This is a genomic window from Variovorax sp. LjRoot130, assembly GCF_964253755.1.
Lineage (GTDB): Bacteria > Pseudomonadota > Gammaproteobacteria > Burkholderiales > Burkholderiaceae_C > Variovorax.
In genome coordinates this window covers 14,355-29,739 of sequence record NZ_CAXURM020000001.1, presented here as the reverse complement: position 1 = coordinate 29,739, position 15,385 = coordinate 14,355, and the positions used below count along the sequence as shown (strand labels likewise).

The following is a 15,385-nucleotide window of genomic DNA, read 5'->3' as shown; positions in this document are numbered from 1 at the left end:
GGCTCTATCTGAAAAAGTCGAGGATCCGGTTGCGTTCCTCCGGCGGCGGCATCGCGCTGACCGGCACCGCGGCCAGCGCCTCGGCCGGCGGTGTAGGGCCGGTCTCGATGCCCAGGCTGGTGATGCCGCGGCCCGGCGCGTAGTCGTCGTAGTACCACTCGCCGTCCACCTTCACCACGCCGTCGGGCGCCGGCAGCTCGGCCACCGGCACGCCCTGCAGCGCCGCCTGCATGTAGCCGGTCCAGATCGGCAGGCTCAGGCTGCCACCGGTCTCGCCGCGAACGCCCAGCTGGCGCGGCGTGTCGTAGCCGATCCAGGCAATGCCGACGCGGCTCGGCTGGAAGCCGGCGAACCAGGTGTCGATCGAATCATTGGTGGTGCCGGTCTTGCCGTAGAGGTCACGGCGCTGGAGCGCCTGATAGGCCTTGAAGCCGGTGCCGTTCGTGACCACGCTTTGCAGCAGCGAACTCATGACGAAGGCGTTGCGCTGCGAGATGGCGCGCGCGCTTTCGTCGCGCGGCGGCGGCTCGGCCTCGACCAGCACCTGGCCCTTGGGGTCGGTGATGCGCGTCACGAGCCAGGGGCTGACGCGATAGCCCCCGTTCGCAAAGACACCGTACGCGGCCGCCATCTGCATTGGCGTGACCGAGCCTGCGCCGAGCGCCATCGGCAGGTAGGCCGGATGCTTCGCACGCTCGAATCCGAAGTTGCCGATCCAGTCCTGCGCGTAGCGCGGGCCGATCGATTCGAGCACCCGGATCGTGACCATGTTCTTCGATTGTTCGAGCGCATGGCGCAGCGACATCGGCCCTCCGAAAGTGCCGTCGTAGTTCTTCGGCTCCCACGGTTGGCTTCCGGTCGCGGCCCGGTCGAAGAACAGCGGCGCATCGTTGACGATGGTGCCCGGCGTGAAGCCTTTCTCGAGCGCGGCCGAATAGATGAAGGGCTTGAAGCTCGAGCCCGGCTGGCGCCAGGCCTGCGTCACGTGGTTGAACTTGCTCTTGCCGAAATCGAAGCCGCCCACCAGCGCCTTGATCGCACCGTCGCGCGGGTCGAGCGCAACGAAGGCGCCTTCGACTTCCGGCATCTGGACGATCTCCCACGCGCCCTTGGGCGTCTTCGCGACGCGGATCACCGCGCCGCGCCGCACGCGCACGTTCGGGGCCGCGCGCTGCGACAGGCCGGCCTGCGCGAGGCGCAGGCCCTCGCCCGTGATGCTCAATTGGTCGCCGTTGGCACGCACGGCGCTGACTTCCTTCGCGTCGGCCTGCAGCACCACGGCGGAGAGAACGTCGTCGTTGTCGGGATGCTCGGCCAGGGCCTCATCGACGGCATCGTCGAGCTCGGCGGGATCGGCGGGCAGATCGACGAAGCGCTCGGGACCACGATAGGGCTGGCGCCGCTCGTAGTCCATGATGCCGCGGCGCAGCGCCTTGTACGCCGCCGCCTGGTCGGCCGCGACGAGCGAGGTCGTGACCTTGAGGCCGCGCGTGTAGATGCTGCTGCCGTACTGCGCGTACATCAACTGGCGCACCGTCTCGGCCACGTATTCCGCATGCAGGCGCTTCGGCTCGGAAGGGTCGCGCAGATGCAGCACCTCCTTCTTCGCCTCCACCGCCTGCGCGGCGGTGATCGCACCGACTTCCTGCATGCGGTCGAGCACGTACAACTGGCGGGCCCGCGCGCGACGCGGGTTCTTCAGCGGGTTGTTGGCATCGGGCGCCTTCGGCACACCCGCCAGCATGGCGGCCTCCGCGAGCGTGATGTCCTTCAAGGGCTTGCCGAAATAAACCTCCGAAGCCGCGGCGAAGCCATAGGCGCGGTGGCCGAGGAAGATCTGGTTCAGGTAGATCTCGAGGATCTGGTCCTTGCTGAGCCACTCTTCGAGCCGGAACGCGAGCAGCGCCTCGTAGATCTTGCGCGTCAGCGTGCGCTCCGAGCTCAGGTAGACGTTGCGCGCCACCTGCTGGGTGATGGTGGACGCACCCTGGCGCGTGCCATGCCGCAGGTTCGCGAGCACCGCGCGCAGCAGGCCCTTGGCATCGACGCCGCCATGCTCGTAGAAGCGCGCATCCTCGACCGCGACCACCGCGTCCTTCAGCGACCGGGGCATGTCGGCGATCGGGATGAGCTGGCGCCGCTCTTCGCCGAACTCGCCGATCAGCACGCCGTCGGAAGTGAAGACCCGAAGCGGCAGCTTGGGCCGGTAGTCGGAAAGCTCCGAGACATCCGGCAGCTTCGGATAGATCACCGCCACGGCGATGCCGGCAGCGCACAGCAGCGCGACCGCGCCGCCCGCCGCCACGGTCGCGCTCCAGAACAGAAGGCGTCGCAAGCCGGGCTTCATGACTGCGCTCCGGCAGCGGCGACAGTCTTGCCGCCTCCGGTCGACAAGGCATACCAGTCGACCTTGCGCGTCGCCAGCATCAGCACGGCGAGCATGCCGAAGATCAGCAAGGCGCCGAGCAGCAGCGCGTTGCTCTCCGACGCAAGCAGCCCGTAGAGCGCGCCGTAGAGCAGCGCCACATAGGCGCCGAAGGAGGCGCCACGCCGCCAGCCGCCCAGCACCGCGCTGAAGTACGCCGCCAGCAGCAGCACGCTGGCACCCGCCGCGCCGGCATAGGCCAGCCAGAACGCCACCTTTTCGGACAGCGCCAGGAGGAGCAGGAAGAACAGCGCGATCGAGAGACCGACGAGCCCGTACTGCACCGGATGCAGACGCAGCTTGCGGAACAGCTCGAACATGAAGGCCGCCATCAGCACCAGGCCGATGAACAGGAGGCCGTACTTCACCGCCCGCGTGGACATCGAATAGACGTTGAGCGGCTGCGCGAGCGAGACGTCGAAGCTCTGCAGCGCTGCAGGCGCCTTGGCGCTCTTCATGCCGCCGCGCACTTCCTCACGCGCCGAAGTCACGAGCGAGGAGACGCGCCAGCGCGCATCGAAGCCCTGATCGGTCACGGTGCGCTCCGAAGCCAGGAAGCGGCCCCCGAAGCTCGGATGCGCCCAGGGCGATGTCAGATGCGCCGTGGTCTCCTCGCCGATCGGCACCATCGACAGCTTCTCCTGACCGACCAGCCCGAGCTTGAGCTGGAAGGGCAGCGGTTGCTTCGCCTGCCATGCCGCCAGCGCGCTGCCTGCGAGCGGCGCATGAATGCCGCTCGCAAGCCAGGCCTCGTCGGCCAGGCCAGGCAGGCGCTGCTGGAAGCGCAGCGTCTCGGCGCCGACCTGCAGCGCGGGCGAACCGTCGAGCCCGCGCAGGTCGCTGACGTTGAAGGCCACGTACGGCGGCTTGAACTCGATCGTCGAACCCTTCTCGCTCGACGGCACCACGGCCGCATCGAAGGCCGCGAAGGCGCCGGCCAGCGACGCGTTCAGCGTGTAGAAGGGAATCCTGAAGATCCCGCGATAGCGCTCCTGGGGCGCCAGGCTGCCCTCGATGTGCAGCTTGTCCGGAAAGAGCAGGTGCGCCAGCTCCTTGCTGCGCCCTTCCTGGCCGACGATTCGGCCCTGCGCGTCGCGCAGCGGTTCCATCCAGCGCTCCACGTAGGGCACGACCAGCAAGGGCCCGATCACGGTTTGTGCGCCCGCATAGGTGGCGGCGAGCTCCTGCGCTGCCTCCTGCTGGCTGTGGCCGCGCTCGCGGTTGAGCGATTCGATCTGGCCGAGCGGGATGCACAACAGCAGGGTCAGGGCCATGAGGCCGAAGACCTTGAGCAGCACGGAATTTCGAAGTGTCTGAAGCATGAGGGTTCTCTCCTCGTCGATGACGATGCGGCGATGCTCGCGCCACGATCCGAAGCGCATATGAAGTGCGGCCTCCCGCGCACTTCACACGGACTTCACACAGCGCTTTTCGCTTCAAACAGGCTTCCAACTGTCTTCGAGTCCGCACTCGACAGTGGCTGCCGTGCACCGTTGCACGACCACCGGATCACCACCATGGAAGCCACCACAACCCGTCCCGGCCGCTGGCTCTGGCTCGCGACGCTGGGTCTCGCAAGCACTTGCTTCTTGCTGCTCGTCGCCCGGCCGCTGCATGCGCAGGAAGCGACCGGCCCGCGCCTCGCGACCGAGAGCCCCTACTTCTTCGTCAAGAGCGACGACCCTTCGATCGACCGCCTGCCGCTCAAGAACACCGAGGTCGACGTGAAGATCTCGGGCGTGATCGCCGACGTTCGCGTCACGCAGACCTACCGCAACGAGGGTTCGCGCGCGATCGAGGCGAAGTACGTGTTCCCGGGTTCGACCAAGGCCGCGGTCGGCGGCCTCAACGTGCGGCTCGCCGACCGCCTGATCACCGCGCAGATCCGCGAGAAGCAGCAGGCGCGCATCGACTACGACAACGCGAAGAAGGAAGGCAAGACCGCCGCGCTGCTGGAGCAGCACCTGCCCAACGTGTTCCAGATGAACGTCGCGAACATCCTGCCGGGCGACGACGTCAAGGTGGAGCTGCGCTACACCGAACTGCTGGTGCCGCAGGCGGGCAACTACCAGTTCGTGTTTCCGACGGTGGTGGGGCCGCGCTACAACAGCCCGCAGTCGCAGAACAGGGATGCGAAGTGGGTGGCGCAGCCGACGCTGCGCGAAGGCGTGGCGCCGAACACCGCGTTCAAACTGAAGGTCGCGCTCGACACGCCACTCGGCATCAAGGAAATCCGCTCGGCCACGCACGCGATCGACATCCGCAAGAACAACGACAACCAGCACGCCGACGTCGCACTTGCGCAGAGCGGCGAGCCCGCCAACAACCGCGACTTCGTGCTCGACTACCGGCTCGCCGGCGAGAAGATCGAGTCGGGCCTCATGCTCTACAGGGGCCAAGGCGGCAATGACGGGAATGGCGCGGAGAACTTCTTCCTCGCGATGGTCGAGCCGCCCAAGTCGGTCGCGGCCAATGCGATCTCGCCGCGCGACTACATCTTCGTGGTCGACATCTCGGGCTCGATGCACGGCTTCCCGCTCGACACGGCCAAGGTCGTCCTCGAAAGACTGATCGGCGGGCTGCGTCCCAGCGACACCTTCAACGTGCTGCTGTTCTCGGGCAGCAACAGGATGCTCTCGCCGCAATCGGTGCCCGCGACGCGTGCCAACATCGAGCAGGCGTTGTCCACCATCAAGAACTACAACGGCAGCGGCAGCACCGAGCTGATCCCGGCGCTGAAGCGCGTCTATGCCGAGCCCAAGGCCGAGAACGTGTCGCGCACCGTGGTGGTCGTGACGGACGGCTACGTGACGGTCGAGCGCGAAGCCTTCGAGCTGGTGCGCAAGAACCTCGGCCGTGCCAACGTCTTCGCCTTCGGCATCGGCAGCTCGGTCAACCGGCACCTGATGGAAGGCCTGGCCCGCGCCGGCATGGGCGAGCCCTTCATCATCACCGACCCGATCCAGGCACCGGAGCAGGCGGCGCGCTTCCGCCGCATGGTCGAGTCGCCGGTGCTCACCAATGTGAAAGCCACCTTCGGCGGCCTCGACGTGTACGACGTGGAGCCGCAGGCGCTGCCCGACGTGCTCGGTGAACGCCCAGTGATCGTGTTCGGCAAGTGGCGCGGCGAAGCCAAGGGCCGCGTCATCATCGAGGGCCAAAGCGCCGACGGCCCGTACCGCCAGGAAGTGCGCATCGACGACGCGACGCGCCAGGATGCCGCCGCGCTGCGCAGCCTCTGGGCTCGCCACCGCATCGCGAGCCTGAGCGACCAGGAAGCGCTGGAAGGCGGCGACGCCTTCAAGCAGCGCATCACCGATCTCGGCCTGCGCTACGGCCTGCTCACGCAGTACACCAGCTTCATCGCGGTCGACAAGGTGGTGCGCAACATGGCGCCACAAGACGCCACGAGCGTCGACCAGCCGCAGCCGTTGCCCAAGGGCGTGAGCGAACTGGCGCTGGGCCAGGGCCAGAGCCTGGGCGCCGCAGTGCCGAGCACGCCCGAACCCGAAACCCTGGGCGCGATCGCGGTCGTGCTCTCCATGCTGGCCATGCTGCGCCGCCGCGCACGCCGCCACGACGCACGCCGGTACACAGCTTGAGGACCGCGACATGACCCTCGCTCAGCTCGCCCAAACCCATCCCCGCGTCTTCGACTGGGGCATCCAACTCGACCGCGCACCGGCCGCCGCCTGGCTGGCGCTGCAGGCCGCTGCGCTGACGCCGACCTGGCTCTGGATGGCCCGACGCCTGCGCGACGGCTCCGACGATCCGCTCGGTCTGCTCGCGCTCGCGGCGCTGGCCGTGCTGGCCTGGAGGCTTCGGCATTCGCTGCGCGCCGCGCCCCGGCTCGGCTGGCTCGCGCTGGCCAGCGCCGGCACGCTGGCCGCGACCTTGCTGCGCACCGGGCCCGGCGTGATGCCGGCGCTGCCGCCGCTCGCCGCCGGCCTGATCGCCGTGCTGGCGCTGGCCGCAGGCCTGCTGGCCTTCTTGCCCAGGCGCGTCGCAGCCCTGCCGGTCGTCGGCCTGGCGGTGCTCGCACTGCCGCTGCTCTCATCGCTGCAGTTCTATGCCGGCTACCCGCTGCGCGTGATCACGGCCGAGGCCAGCCGCTGGCTGCTGGCGCCGGGTTTCAGCATGGCTCGCGAGGGCACCAGCCTTCTCGTCGAAGGCCGGCTGGTGATCGTCGACGCACCCTGCTCCGGCGTGCAGATGGTCTGGCTCGGCTACTTCACGGCCTGCGCGGTGGCCCTCTGGGCCCGGCGCGGCGACCGCGGCTTCCTGGGCCGGCTGCCGGCCGTGGGCCTGCTGGTGCTGACCGGCAACATCCTGCGCAACAGCGTGCTGGTCGGCTTCGAAGGTGCGGGCCTCGCGCTCGCGCCCTGGCTGCACGAGGCGCTCGGCCTGGCCGTGCTCGCGCTGGTGTGCGGCGGCATCGCGTGGGCGATGGCACCGGCGCGCCGGCCGCAGGAGCGCTTCGTCCCCGCCGCCATCCCCGGTCTGATCACTTCCGCAGGAGGTCGCCGTGTCGACACCGCTCTTTCTTGAACGCTGCTTCGCCAACCGTTTCGTCAACCGCATCGCGCACAAGGCGGTCTTCGCCTTCGTCATGGGCCTGTGCCTCCTCTGGTCGGCCGCCTTCGCGCTGCGTCCGCAGGCCGCGCCGGCCATGGCCGCGGCCTTTCACGAGTGGCCCAGCCAATGGGACGGCGCCGCGCTGCGCCCGCTGGCCCTGAGCGAGGTCGAGCAGCGCTTTGCCGAGCGCTTTCCCGGCGCCATCGCACGCCTGACCGACGGCCGACAGACGCTGGTGCTGCGCGAGGTCAACGCGCCCACCCGCATGCTGCACCCGGCCGCCGACTGCTACCGCGCGCTCGGCTATCGCATCGAGCAGACGCTCCTTTCGCGCGATGCCCAGGCCCGACTGTGGCGTTGTTTCGTCACCGAGGGCCCCGGCGCGCAAAAGTTGCGCGTTTGCGAGCGCATCGTGGACGCCGAAGGCACGGCTTTCACCGACACTTCAGCCTGGTACTGGGCCGCAGCGAGCGGCCGATCCCACGGACCCTGGCAGGCTGTGACCCTGGCAAGACCGATCGAGTGAGAGACATTTCTTGAAGAAAGCGCTGCTCTACCTGTTTTTTGCGTTTCTGGCGCTGGTGCTGACGGCCGCGGTGGCCATCTACCTGGTCGTGAAACTGGCGCTGGCGCCCGGCCCCGACGAGTGGCCGACCCGCGTCAAGACGGGCCCCTTCAGCCTCAACGTCGGCGTTCCCACGGCGATCCGCCTCGCCACCTCCTCGTGGTTCGCGCCCTGGCTCGACGGCCGTTCGCTCGACACGCGCCATGGCGTCATCCGCTTCGGCTGGAACGAGCCCACCACCACGCTCGAACTGCGCTGCGAGCCCTGCAGCGCCTCGGTGCCGGCGCTCGGCAGCGCGCCGATCCGGCTCGACAGCCTGCGCATCACGGCACGGCGCGATGCCGGTTCGCTCAACGGCATGCTCGAAGCGGCGCCGGCCGCGACCACAGTGTCCACCGTCGCAGGCGACAACGTGCTGCGCGCTCGCTGGGACGGCCGGCTCACGCAGAAGACCCTGCAGCTCCACATCGATGCGCCCGAGGCGCCGATCGCGCGCTGGTACACGGTGCTGGCGCCCGGCCTGCCCGAGCTGCAGCGCGCCCGCATCGGCGGCACGCTGGCCCTGCGCGCGCAGGTCGACCTGCCGGCCGGCAGCTTCTCGCTGCATCCGCGCATCGAGCAGTTCACGGTCGAGGGCCTGGGCACCGAGGCCATGCTCAACGCCCGCAGCAGCTGCGGCGCGCCCGCGCGGCTGGCCAACGACAGCTGGCTCGCGCGCGCCGTGATCGCGGCGGAGGACCAGCGCTTCTTCACCCACCCCGGCTACGACCTGGCCGAGCTCACCGCCTCGATCGAAGCCAACCAGAAGGCCGGCCAGGTGGAGCGCGGCGGCAGCACGCTCACGCAGCAACTCGCGCGACTGGTCGCGACCGGCGGCGAGCGCAGCGCCGAGCGCAAGCTGCGCGAGCTGCTCTATGCGGTCGAGATGGAGCAGACCCTGGGCAAGGCGCGCATCCTGCAGCTCTACCTCGACAACGCGCCCTGGGGCCCCAATCTCTGCGGCGCCGAGGCCGCCGCGCGCCGCTACTTCAAGCGCAGCGCGCGCAACCTCGAGCCGGCCCAGGCGGTCTGGCTGGCCGCGATGCTGAACAACCCGGGCCTGGCGGTCGAGAAGTGGCAGCGCGACGGCAGGATCGACGGCGAACGCGCCAAGTCGGTGGCCGAGGGCTTGCGCGGCATCACGCGGCTCCAGCGCGAGGCGCTGATCCGGAACGTGGCCAACGCGCGCTTTGCACCACCCTGAAGCGACCCGCTGTAACGCTCAGCTTCGCGCGAACCGGAGCAAGGGCGCCACCTCGCCCGCATCGGCGGCCCGCAGCGCGTCGAGGTAACGGGTGCGCGCGTCGCCGCTTCCAACCAGCGAGTTGCTGCCCCAGGTGAAGCGCGGACGGGCAAGCCGCAGCACCAGCTCATCGGCCATCAGGCGCGCATGGCGTCCGTTGCCGTTGGGGAAGGCATGGATCGATACCAGCCGGTGGTGGAAGCTCACGGCCATTTCATCCGGCGCCGTGCTTGGCCGCAATGGCCGCGATGACCGGCGCACCAAGTCGGCGCACGGGCGTTCTGCGAAGACCTGGGGCCGCTGGCACATGTCTTGCGAAGTCGGCATCAATGGATGCTGTCACCGCCCTCCCGCCCGCAGCCGTTGAAATCGTCGCGCTCTCCAAGCGCTATGCCTCCGGCGCACCGCCGGCGGTGGACCAGATCGATCTGCGCATCGCCAGCGGCAGCTACTGCTGCCTGCTCGGCCCCTCGGGCTGCGGCAAGAGCACCACGCTGCGCATGGTCGCGGGGCACGAGTCGGTGTCCGGCGGCGACATCTTGCTGGACAACCGCAACATCACCAACCTGCCCGCCGCGGCGCGCGGCACTGCGATGATGTTCCAGAGCTTCGCGCTGTTTCCGCACCTCTCGGCGCTCGACAACGCGGCCTTCAGCCTCAAGATGAAGGGCGTCTCCAAGACGGAGCGCCACAAGCGGGCGGCGAACCTGCTCGAGCGCGTCGCCATGGGGCACCTGGCCGAGCGCAAGCCGGGCGAGCTCTCGGGCGGCCAGCAGCAGCGCGTGGCGCTGGCGCGGGCGCTCATCACCGAGCCGCGCGTGCTGCTGCTCGACGAGCCGCTGTCGGCACTCGACCCTTTTCTTCGCATCCAGATGCGCGCCGAACTCCGGCGCTGGCAGAAGGAGCTGGGCCTCACCTTCATCCATGTCACGCACTCGCAGGAGGAGGCGATGGCGCTGGCCGACACCATGGTGGTGATGAACCACGGGCTGATCGAGCAGGTCGGCTCGCCGCACCAGGTCTACAACCATCCGGCCAGCGAATTCGTCGCGCGCTTCATGGGGGGCCACAACGTGCTGGACACCCCCGAGGGACTGATCGCGGTGCGCAACGACCACATGCAGATCGCGCCCGCCGGCGCCAACGGCGAAGCCGGCCTCGCAGCCCACGTGACGGACGTCGAATACCAGGGCACCTACGTGCTGATGGGCCTCAGGCTCACGGGCGTGGCGCCGGAGCGCAGCGGCGTCTCGGTGCTGTTGTCGGAGAAGGCCTTCGGCATGCATCCCTATGCGGTCGGCGACGGCGTGTGCCTTTCTTGGTCGCCGGCCGATGCGCGTCCCCTGGGCCCCGGCGCCGTCCGCCCCAAGGGCGAACCGCCCGCCGGGCCGGTGTCGCGGCCTGCGCCCCTGTCCGCACTCGCGGCGATGGCGGCCTGATCGCCGCCGCTCATTTGTCCAGATTCATCACCGCACCATCAGGAGCCAAACCATGTCCGAACCGATCGATTCATCCACCAACAAGGGCGTACAGCGCCGCACCCTGCTCCAGGGCACCGCGGGCATCCTGGCGGCCGGCGTGTTCCCCGCCATCCACGCGCAGGAGAAGATCGTGCTGCGCTACCTCGGCACCGCCGTCAACCAGGACAAGGCGATCGCCGAGAAGTTCAAGGCCGACACCGGCATCGAGATCCAGTACGTGGCCGTCACCACCGACGACGTCACCAAGCGCGCCGTCACTGCGCCCAACAGCTTCGACCTGATCGACACCGAGTACTTCTCGCTCAAGAAGATCGTGCCCACCGGCAACCTGAAGGGCATCGACACCAAGAAGATCAAGAACGCCGACAAGATCACCTCGCTCTTCACCAAGGGCGAAGTGGCCGGCAAGAAAGTGGGCGACCAGGGCACCGCGCCCAAGAAGGTGATCTTTCTCGAGGGCGAGAAGAGCAAGGTGTTCGCGAAGTCGCCGACCCAGTTCATGTCGCTGATCCCGACCGTCTACAACGCCGACACGCTGGGCATCCGCCCCGACCTGATCAAGCGCCCGATCGAATCCTGGGCCGAGCTGCTGAACCCCGAGTTCAAGGGCAAGGCCGCGATCCTGAACATCCCCTCCATCGGCATCATGGACGCGGCGATGGTGGTGGAGTCCAAGGGCATCCACAAATACGCCGACAAGGGCAACATGACCAAGGCGGAGATCGACCTGACGATCAAGACCTTGATCGAAGCCAAGAAGGCCGGGCAGTTCCGGGCACTGTGGAAGGACTTCAACGAGTCGGTCAACCTGATGGCCTCGGGCGAGGTCGTGATCCAGTCGATGTGGTCGCCCGCCGTGACGGCCGTGCGCACCAAGGGCATCGCCTGCAACTTCCAGCCGCTCAAGGAGGGCTACCGCGCCTGGGCCGCCGGCTTCGGCCTGCCGGCCACGCTCTCGGGCAAGAAGCTCGACGGCGCCTACGAGTTCATCAACTGGTTCCTCGACGGCTGGGCCGGCGCGTATCTCAACCGCCAGGGCTACTACAGCGCCGTGCTCGAGACCGCCAAGGCCAAGATGGAGTCCTACGAGTGGGCCTACTGGATGGAAGGCAAGCCCGCCACGCAGGACATCAAGAGCCCCAACGGCGACCTGCTGGCCAAGACCGGCTCGGTGCGCGACGGCGGCAGCTACGAGCAGCGCATGGGCGGCATCGCGTGCTGGAACGCAGTGATGGACGAGAACGAGTACATGGTGAGGAAATGGAACGAGTTCGTTGCAGCGTGAGGGGTTTGACTCCCTCTCCCTCTGGGAGAGGGCGGGGGTGAGGGCAAGCAGCGCCCATCACCTGCCCTCGCCCTAGCCCTCTCCCAGAGGGAGAGGGAACAAAACCATGAACCCATCGGCAACTGCAACGAGCATTCAGGCCATCAAGCCTTGGTGGCAGGCTGCGCCCTTCGCGCTGGTCTTCCTGCTCTTCTTCCTGATCCCGCTGGCGCTGATCGCGATGGTCAGCCTCTGGAACTTCAACGAGTACGAGCTGATTCCTGCAATCACGCTGCGCAACTACGCGAGCATCTTCGAAGGCTGCTCGCACCTCACGGACAACGGCGACTTCTGCGTCACGCTCTCCACCTACCTGAGCACGCTCAAGTTCTGTCTCCTGGTCTGGGGCATCACGCTTGTCATCGGCTTCGCGGTCGCCTACTTCCTGGCCTTCCACGTGCGCTCGCCGGGCATGCAGACCCTGCTCTTCGTGCTGTGCACCGTGCCCTTCTGGACCTCGAACGTGATCCGCATGATCTCGTGGGTGCCGCTGCTCGGGCGCAACGGGCTCGTCAACCAGGGCCTGGTGGGGCTGGGCCTGGTCGACGCGCCCGTCGAGTGGCTGCTGTTCTCGAACTTCTCGGTGGTGCTGGCCTTCGTGCATCTCTACACGATGTTCATGATCGTGCCGATCTTCAACTCGATGATGCGCATCGACCGCTCGCTGCTCGAGGCCGCGAGCGACGCCGGCGCCTCCGGCTGGCAGACGCTTTGGAACGTGATCGTGCCGCTCTCGCGAACCGGCATCCTGATCGGCTCGATCTTCGTCATCACCATCGTGATGGGCGACTTCGTGACCATCGGCGTGATGGGCGGCCAGCAGATCGCCTCGATCGGCAAGATCATCCAGGTGCAGACCTCCTACCTGCAGTTCCCGCTCGCGGCGGCCAACGCGATGATCCTGCTGGCGGTGGTGCTGATGATCATCTGGGGCCTGACGCGCCTGGTCGATATCCGCAAGGAGCTCTGACGTGAGCGCAAGGATCGGCGAGCAGCGCAGCGCAGGCTTCTGGCCGCTGGCGATCGTCTTCGCGCTCTTCGTGCTCTTTCTCTACGGCCCGATGATCACGATCTTCGTGCTGAGCTTCCAGGGCCCCGAAGGCGGCCTGACCTTTCCGCTGCGCGGCGTCTCGCTGCACTGGTTCTACAAGCTCGCCGAGGGCCTGGGCACGGTCGACATCGGCGCGGCTTTCCGGCGCTCGCTGATGCTGGGCGCGGTGGTGATGCTGTTCACCGTCGTGCTCTCGGTGCTCGCGGGCCTCGCCTTCCGCAAGAAGCTCGCGGGCGGCAACGCGCTGTTCTTCGTCACGGTCGCGAGCCTGATCATGCCCTCGATCATCGTGTCGCTGGGCATCGGGCTGCAGTTCCGGCTGCTGGACAGCGGCATCAAGGGTGCGCTCGCGGCCGCGGGGGCCGATGGCATGCTCGAGAACTACGGCACCGCACTGGGCCTGCTCAGCTCGGCGCTCGGCGCGCACCTGACGTGGACGCTGCCCTTCGGCCTGCTGATCATGTTCGCGGTCTTCAACCGCTTCAACCCGGCTTTCGAGGAAGCTGCGCGCGACCTCGGCGCCACCCCCTGGCAAAGCTTCTGCCATGTGGTGCTGCCATTGATCGGACCGTCCGTGGTCGGCATCGGCATGTTCGGCTTCACGCTTTCGTGGGACGAGATCGCGCGCACCTCGCAGGCCATCGGCGACGTCAACACGCTGCCGCTCGAACTCCAGGGCCTGACCTCGACCGTCACCACGCCATCGATCTACGCGCTCGGCACGGTCACCACCGTGGTCTCCTTCATGGTGATGGCGCTTGCGCTCGGTTCCGCCGCCTGGCTGCGCCGGCGCGCTACACGGCGGCGCTGATGCCCCGCCTCCTCGTCATCAATCCCAACACCTCGGCGACGGTGAGCGCGCTGCTGCAGCGCCACGTGCAGAACGAAGTGAGCCCGGCCTTGAAGGTGCACACCGTCACCGCCCGCTTCGGCGCGCCCTACATCGCCAGCGAGGCCAGCTACGCGGTGGCGCAGCACGCGGTGCTCGATGCCTGGGCCGCAGCGCTGGCGCGCGGCGAGCGGCCCGACGCGGTGCTGATCGGCTGCTTCGGCGATCCGGGCCTGTTCGCCCTGCGCGAGGCCTGCAGCGTCCCGGTTGGCAGCCTCGCGGAAGCGGCCTTCGCGGCCGCGGCCCGGCACGGGCGCTTCGCCGTCGTGACGGGCGGCGAGCGCTGGCGGCCGATGCTCGAGCGCCTGGCCCTGGCGCTCGGTCACGCGCCCTCGCTCGCCGGCATCCACACGGTGGCTGCGAGCGGCGCCGAGCTCGCCGCCGACCCGGCAGGCGCCCACGCGCTGCTGGCCGAAGCCTGCCGCGAGGCGGCAGCGCGTTTCGACGCGCAGGCCGTGATCCTGGGTGGTGCCGGGCTGGCCGGCATGGCCGCCGCCATCGCGCCCGAGCTTGCAGTGCCTTTGATCGACAGCGTGAGCGCAGGCGCGCGCTGGGCGATCGAGGCCGGGCGCGCAGCAGCCGGGCCGCGGGCGGCCGGCCCCGAGGTGGCTTGGCAGGGCGTGTCCTGGGAGCTCGAGGCGCTGAACGGGCGGCAGCCCCACCCCTGACGCGGTCTCCGCTCCGTGCCACCATGGGTTGCATGAGCACCTCCAAGACCACCACCCATGCCGTCGAACCTGCCGCGCTGGCCAGCCCGCGCGGCATCGACCAGATCGTCGCCGGCGTCTCCACCAGCGATGGCGACGGCGTCAAGCTCACGCGCGTGCTGAACCAGACGCTGCAGCAGCGGCTCGATCCCTACCTGATGCTCGACGCCTTCGGCAGCGACAACCCGGGCGACTACATCGGCGGCTTTCCGAGCCACCCGCACCGCGGCTTCGAAACAGTGACTTACATGATCGCGGGCCGCATGCGACACCGCGACAGCGAGGGCCATGAAGGCCTGCTGGAAAACGGCGGCGTGCAGTGGATGACGGCCGGCCGCGGCCTGGTGCACAGCGAGCTGCCCGAGCAGGAAGAAGGGCTGATGGAAGGCTTCCAGCTCTGGCTCAACTTGCCGTCCAAGGACAAGATGCGCAAGCCCTGGTACCGCGACATTCAGAGCGACGAGATTCCCGCGTTCACCACACCCGCGGGCGTGCACGTGCGCGTGATCGCGGGCGAAAGCCATGGCATCCAGGGCGCGGTGCAGCGCGAGCACACCGAGCCGCTCTACCTCGATCTCACGCTGCCGCCCGGCACCGAGTTCGCCCAGCCGCTGGCGCCTGACCGCAATGCGTTGCTCCACGTGTTTCGCGAATCGCTCTTTATTGGGAGCAGCGAGATCCCTACCAAGCGCATGGCGATCCTCGCCAACGACCCCGAAAGCGACGGCGTGCTGCTGCGTGCGCCCGCCTCCAACCACAGCCCGGCGCGCGCGCTGCTGATCGCGGGCAAGCCCTTGCACGAGCCGATCGCGCAGTACGGCCCCTTCGTCATGAACACGCGCGAACAGGTGATGCAGGCCGTGCACGATTTCCAAAACGGCAAGCTGAGCTGAACTGTAGTCGCGCGCCTACGGTATTTCGGCCGTGGCGGCGCGGGACCGATGCGCGGCGGCTGCCTACATCTGCCGCATGACCGAAGTCCGCAAGGGCCAGGCGAGGTGCCCGATGCCGGCCTGGCGCCTCCGCGGCCCAAATAGAGCCCCCGCCTCGGTACGCGCCGAAATTTTTCTTTACGCAGGCACAACG

13 protein-coding genes are annotated in these 15,385 nt (G+C 68.4%); 10 read left to right on the top strand and 3 right to left on the bottom strand.

Translation table 11 applies throughout. The features are described 5' to 3' along the window. Window positions 1–4 precede the first annotated feature (4 nt). Both ACSQ86_RS00145 and creD read right to left on the bottom strand, forming a co-directional pair. Window positions 5–2,347, bottom strand: coding sequence for a penicillin-binding protein 1A (locus ACSQ86_RS00145; protein WP_436308266.1), 2,343 nt, complete (start codon window positions 2,345–2,347; stop codon window positions 5–7). Next, the gene (gene creD, locus ACSQ86_RS00140; RefSeq protein WP_436308265.1) at window positions 2,344–3,747 is read right to left on the bottom strand and encodes a cell envelope integrity protein CreD; all 1,404 of its coding nucleotides are present in this window, start codon (window positions 3,745–3,747) and stop codon (window positions 2,344–2,346) included. Before creD ends, ACSQ86_RS00145 begins: the two co-directional genes overlap by 4 nt. Window positions 3,748–3,942: 195 nt before the next feature. Here creD and ACSQ86_RS00135 point away from each other — a divergent pair, with 195 nt between their 5' ends. The 4 genes from ACSQ86_RS00135 to ACSQ86_RS00120 are packed head-to-tail and all read left to right on the top strand — an operon-like array spanning window position 3,943 to window position 8,808. Beyond that, entirely contained in the window at window positions 3,943–6,027 is a 2,085-nt protein-coding gene (locus ACSQ86_RS00135; RefSeq protein WP_436302244.1) for a VIT and vWA domain-containing protein, read from the top strand. 10 nt (window positions 6,028–6,037) lie between these two features. Continuing rightward, window positions 6,038–6,973, top strand: coding sequence for an exosortase Q (gene xrtQ, locus ACSQ86_RS00130; protein WP_436308264.1), 936 nt, complete (start codon window positions 6,038–6,040; stop codon window positions 6,971–6,973). After that, the gene (locus ACSQ86_RS00125; RefSeq protein ID WP_436308263.1) at window positions 6,951–7,526 is read left to right on the top strand and encodes a hypothetical protein; all 576 of its coding nucleotides are present in this window, start codon (window positions 6,951–6,953) and stop codon (window positions 7,524–7,526) included. The genes xrtQ and ACSQ86_RS00125 overlap by 23 nt, the downstream gene beginning before the upstream one ends. A 10-nt stretch (window positions 7,527–7,536) precedes the next feature. Beyond that, window positions 7,537–8,808, top strand: coding sequence for a biosynthetic peptidoglycan transglycosylase (locus ACSQ86_RS00120; protein ID WP_436308262.1), 1,272 nt, complete (start codon window positions 7,537–7,539; stop codon window positions 8,806–8,808). 18 nt (window positions 8,809–8,826) lie between these two features. Here ACSQ86_RS00120 and ACSQ86_RS00115 read toward each other — a convergent pair whose 3' ends face one another. Next, window positions 8,827–9,156, bottom strand: a complete 330-nt coding sequence (locus ACSQ86_RS00115; protein WP_436310239.1) for a Fic family protein — start codon at window positions 9,154–9,156, stop codon at window positions 8,827–8,829. A 20-nt stretch (window positions 9,157–9,176) separates the two neighbouring features. Here ACSQ86_RS00115 and ACSQ86_RS00110 point away from each other — a divergent pair, with 20 nt between their 5' ends. The 6 genes from ACSQ86_RS00110 (at window position 9,177) to ACSQ86_RS00085 (ending at window position 15,192) form a co-directional block, all read left to right on the top strand. Further along, complete coding sequence (locus ACSQ86_RS00110; protein ID WP_436308261.1) at window positions 9,177–10,286, top strand: ABC transporter ATP-binding protein; 1,110 nt, start codon at window positions 9,177–9,179, stop codon at window positions 10,284–10,286. Between the two features lie 52 nt (window positions 10,287–10,338). Beyond that, window positions 10,339–11,613 carry an ABC transporter substrate-binding protein gene (locus tag ACSQ86_RS00105; protein ID WP_436308260.1) on the top strand — a complete coding sequence of 425 codons (1,275 nt, stop codon included), beginning with the start codon at window positions 10,339–10,341 and terminating at the stop codon, window positions 11,611–11,613. Window positions 11,614–11,719: 106 nt separating this feature from the next. After that, window positions 11,720–12,622: an ABC transporter permease gene (locus ACSQ86_RS00100; protein WP_436302239.1), complete on the top strand. Its 903-nt coding sequence runs from the start codon at window positions 11,720–11,722 to the stop codon at window positions 12,620–12,622. Between the two features lies 1 nt (window position 12,623). Further along, window positions 12,624–13,514 carry an ABC transporter permease gene (locus ACSQ86_RS00095; protein WP_436294819.1) on the top strand — a complete coding sequence of 297 codons (891 nt, stop codon included), beginning with the start codon at window positions 12,624–12,626 and terminating at the stop codon, window positions 13,512–13,514. Further along, the gene (locus tag ACSQ86_RS00090; protein WP_093107024.1) at window positions 13,514–14,260 is read left to right on the top strand and encodes an aspartate/glutamate racemase family protein; all 747 of its coding nucleotides are present in this window, start codon (window positions 13,514–13,516) and stop codon (window positions 14,258–14,260) included. Before ACSQ86_RS00095 ends, ACSQ86_RS00090 begins: the two co-directional genes overlap by 1 nt. Window positions 14,261–14,292: 32 nt before the next feature. Beyond that, window positions 14,293–15,192: a pirin family protein gene (locus ACSQ86_RS00085; RefSeq protein WP_093107027.1), complete on the top strand. Its 900-nt coding sequence runs from the start codon at window positions 14,293–14,295 to the stop codon at window positions 15,190–15,192. The last annotated feature ends 193 nt before the right edge of the window (window positions 15,193–15,385 follow it).

Bases quoted from the DNA above. Each gene is read 5' to 3' on its own strand.
- ACSQ86_RS00145 (WP_436308266.1), bottom strand. From the start codon at position 2,347: ATGAAGCCCGGCTTGCGACGCCTTCTGTTCTGGAGCGCGACCGTGGCG.
- creD (WP_436308265.1), bottom strand. From the start codon at position 3,747: ATGCTTCAGACACTTCGAAATTCCGTGCTGCTCAAGGTCTTCGGCCTC.
- ACSQ86_RS00135 (WP_436302244.1), top strand. From the start codon at position 3,943: ATGGAAGCCACCACAACCCGTCCCGGCCGCTGGCTCTGGCTCGCGACG.
- xrtQ (WP_436308264.1), top strand. From the start codon at position 6,038: ATGACCCTCGCTCAGCTCGCCCAAACCCATCCCCGCGTCTTCGACTGG.
- ACSQ86_RS00115 (WP_436310239.1), bottom strand. From the start codon at position 9,156: ATGTGCCAGCGGCCCCAGGTCTTCGCAGAACGCCCGTGCGCCGACTTG.
- ACSQ86_RS00110 (WP_436308261.1), top strand. From the start codon at position 9,177: ATGGATGCTGTCACCGCCCTCCCGCCCGCAGCCGTTGAAATCGTCGCG.
- ACSQ86_RS00105 (WP_436308260.1), top strand. From the start codon at position 10,339: ATGTCCGAACCGATCGATTCATCCACCAACAAGGGCGTACAGCGCCGC.
- ACSQ86_RS00100 (WP_436302239.1), top strand. From the start codon at position 11,720: ATGAACCCATCGGCAACTGCAACGAGCATTCAGGCCATCAAGCCTTGG.
- ACSQ86_RS00090 (WP_093107024.1), top strand. From the start codon at position 13,514: ATGCCCCGCCTCCTCGTCATCAATCCCAACACCTCGGCGACGGTGAGC.
- ACSQ86_RS00085 (WP_093107027.1), top strand. From the start codon at position 14,293: ATGAGCACCTCCAAGACCACCACCCATGCCGTCGAACCTGCCGCGCTG.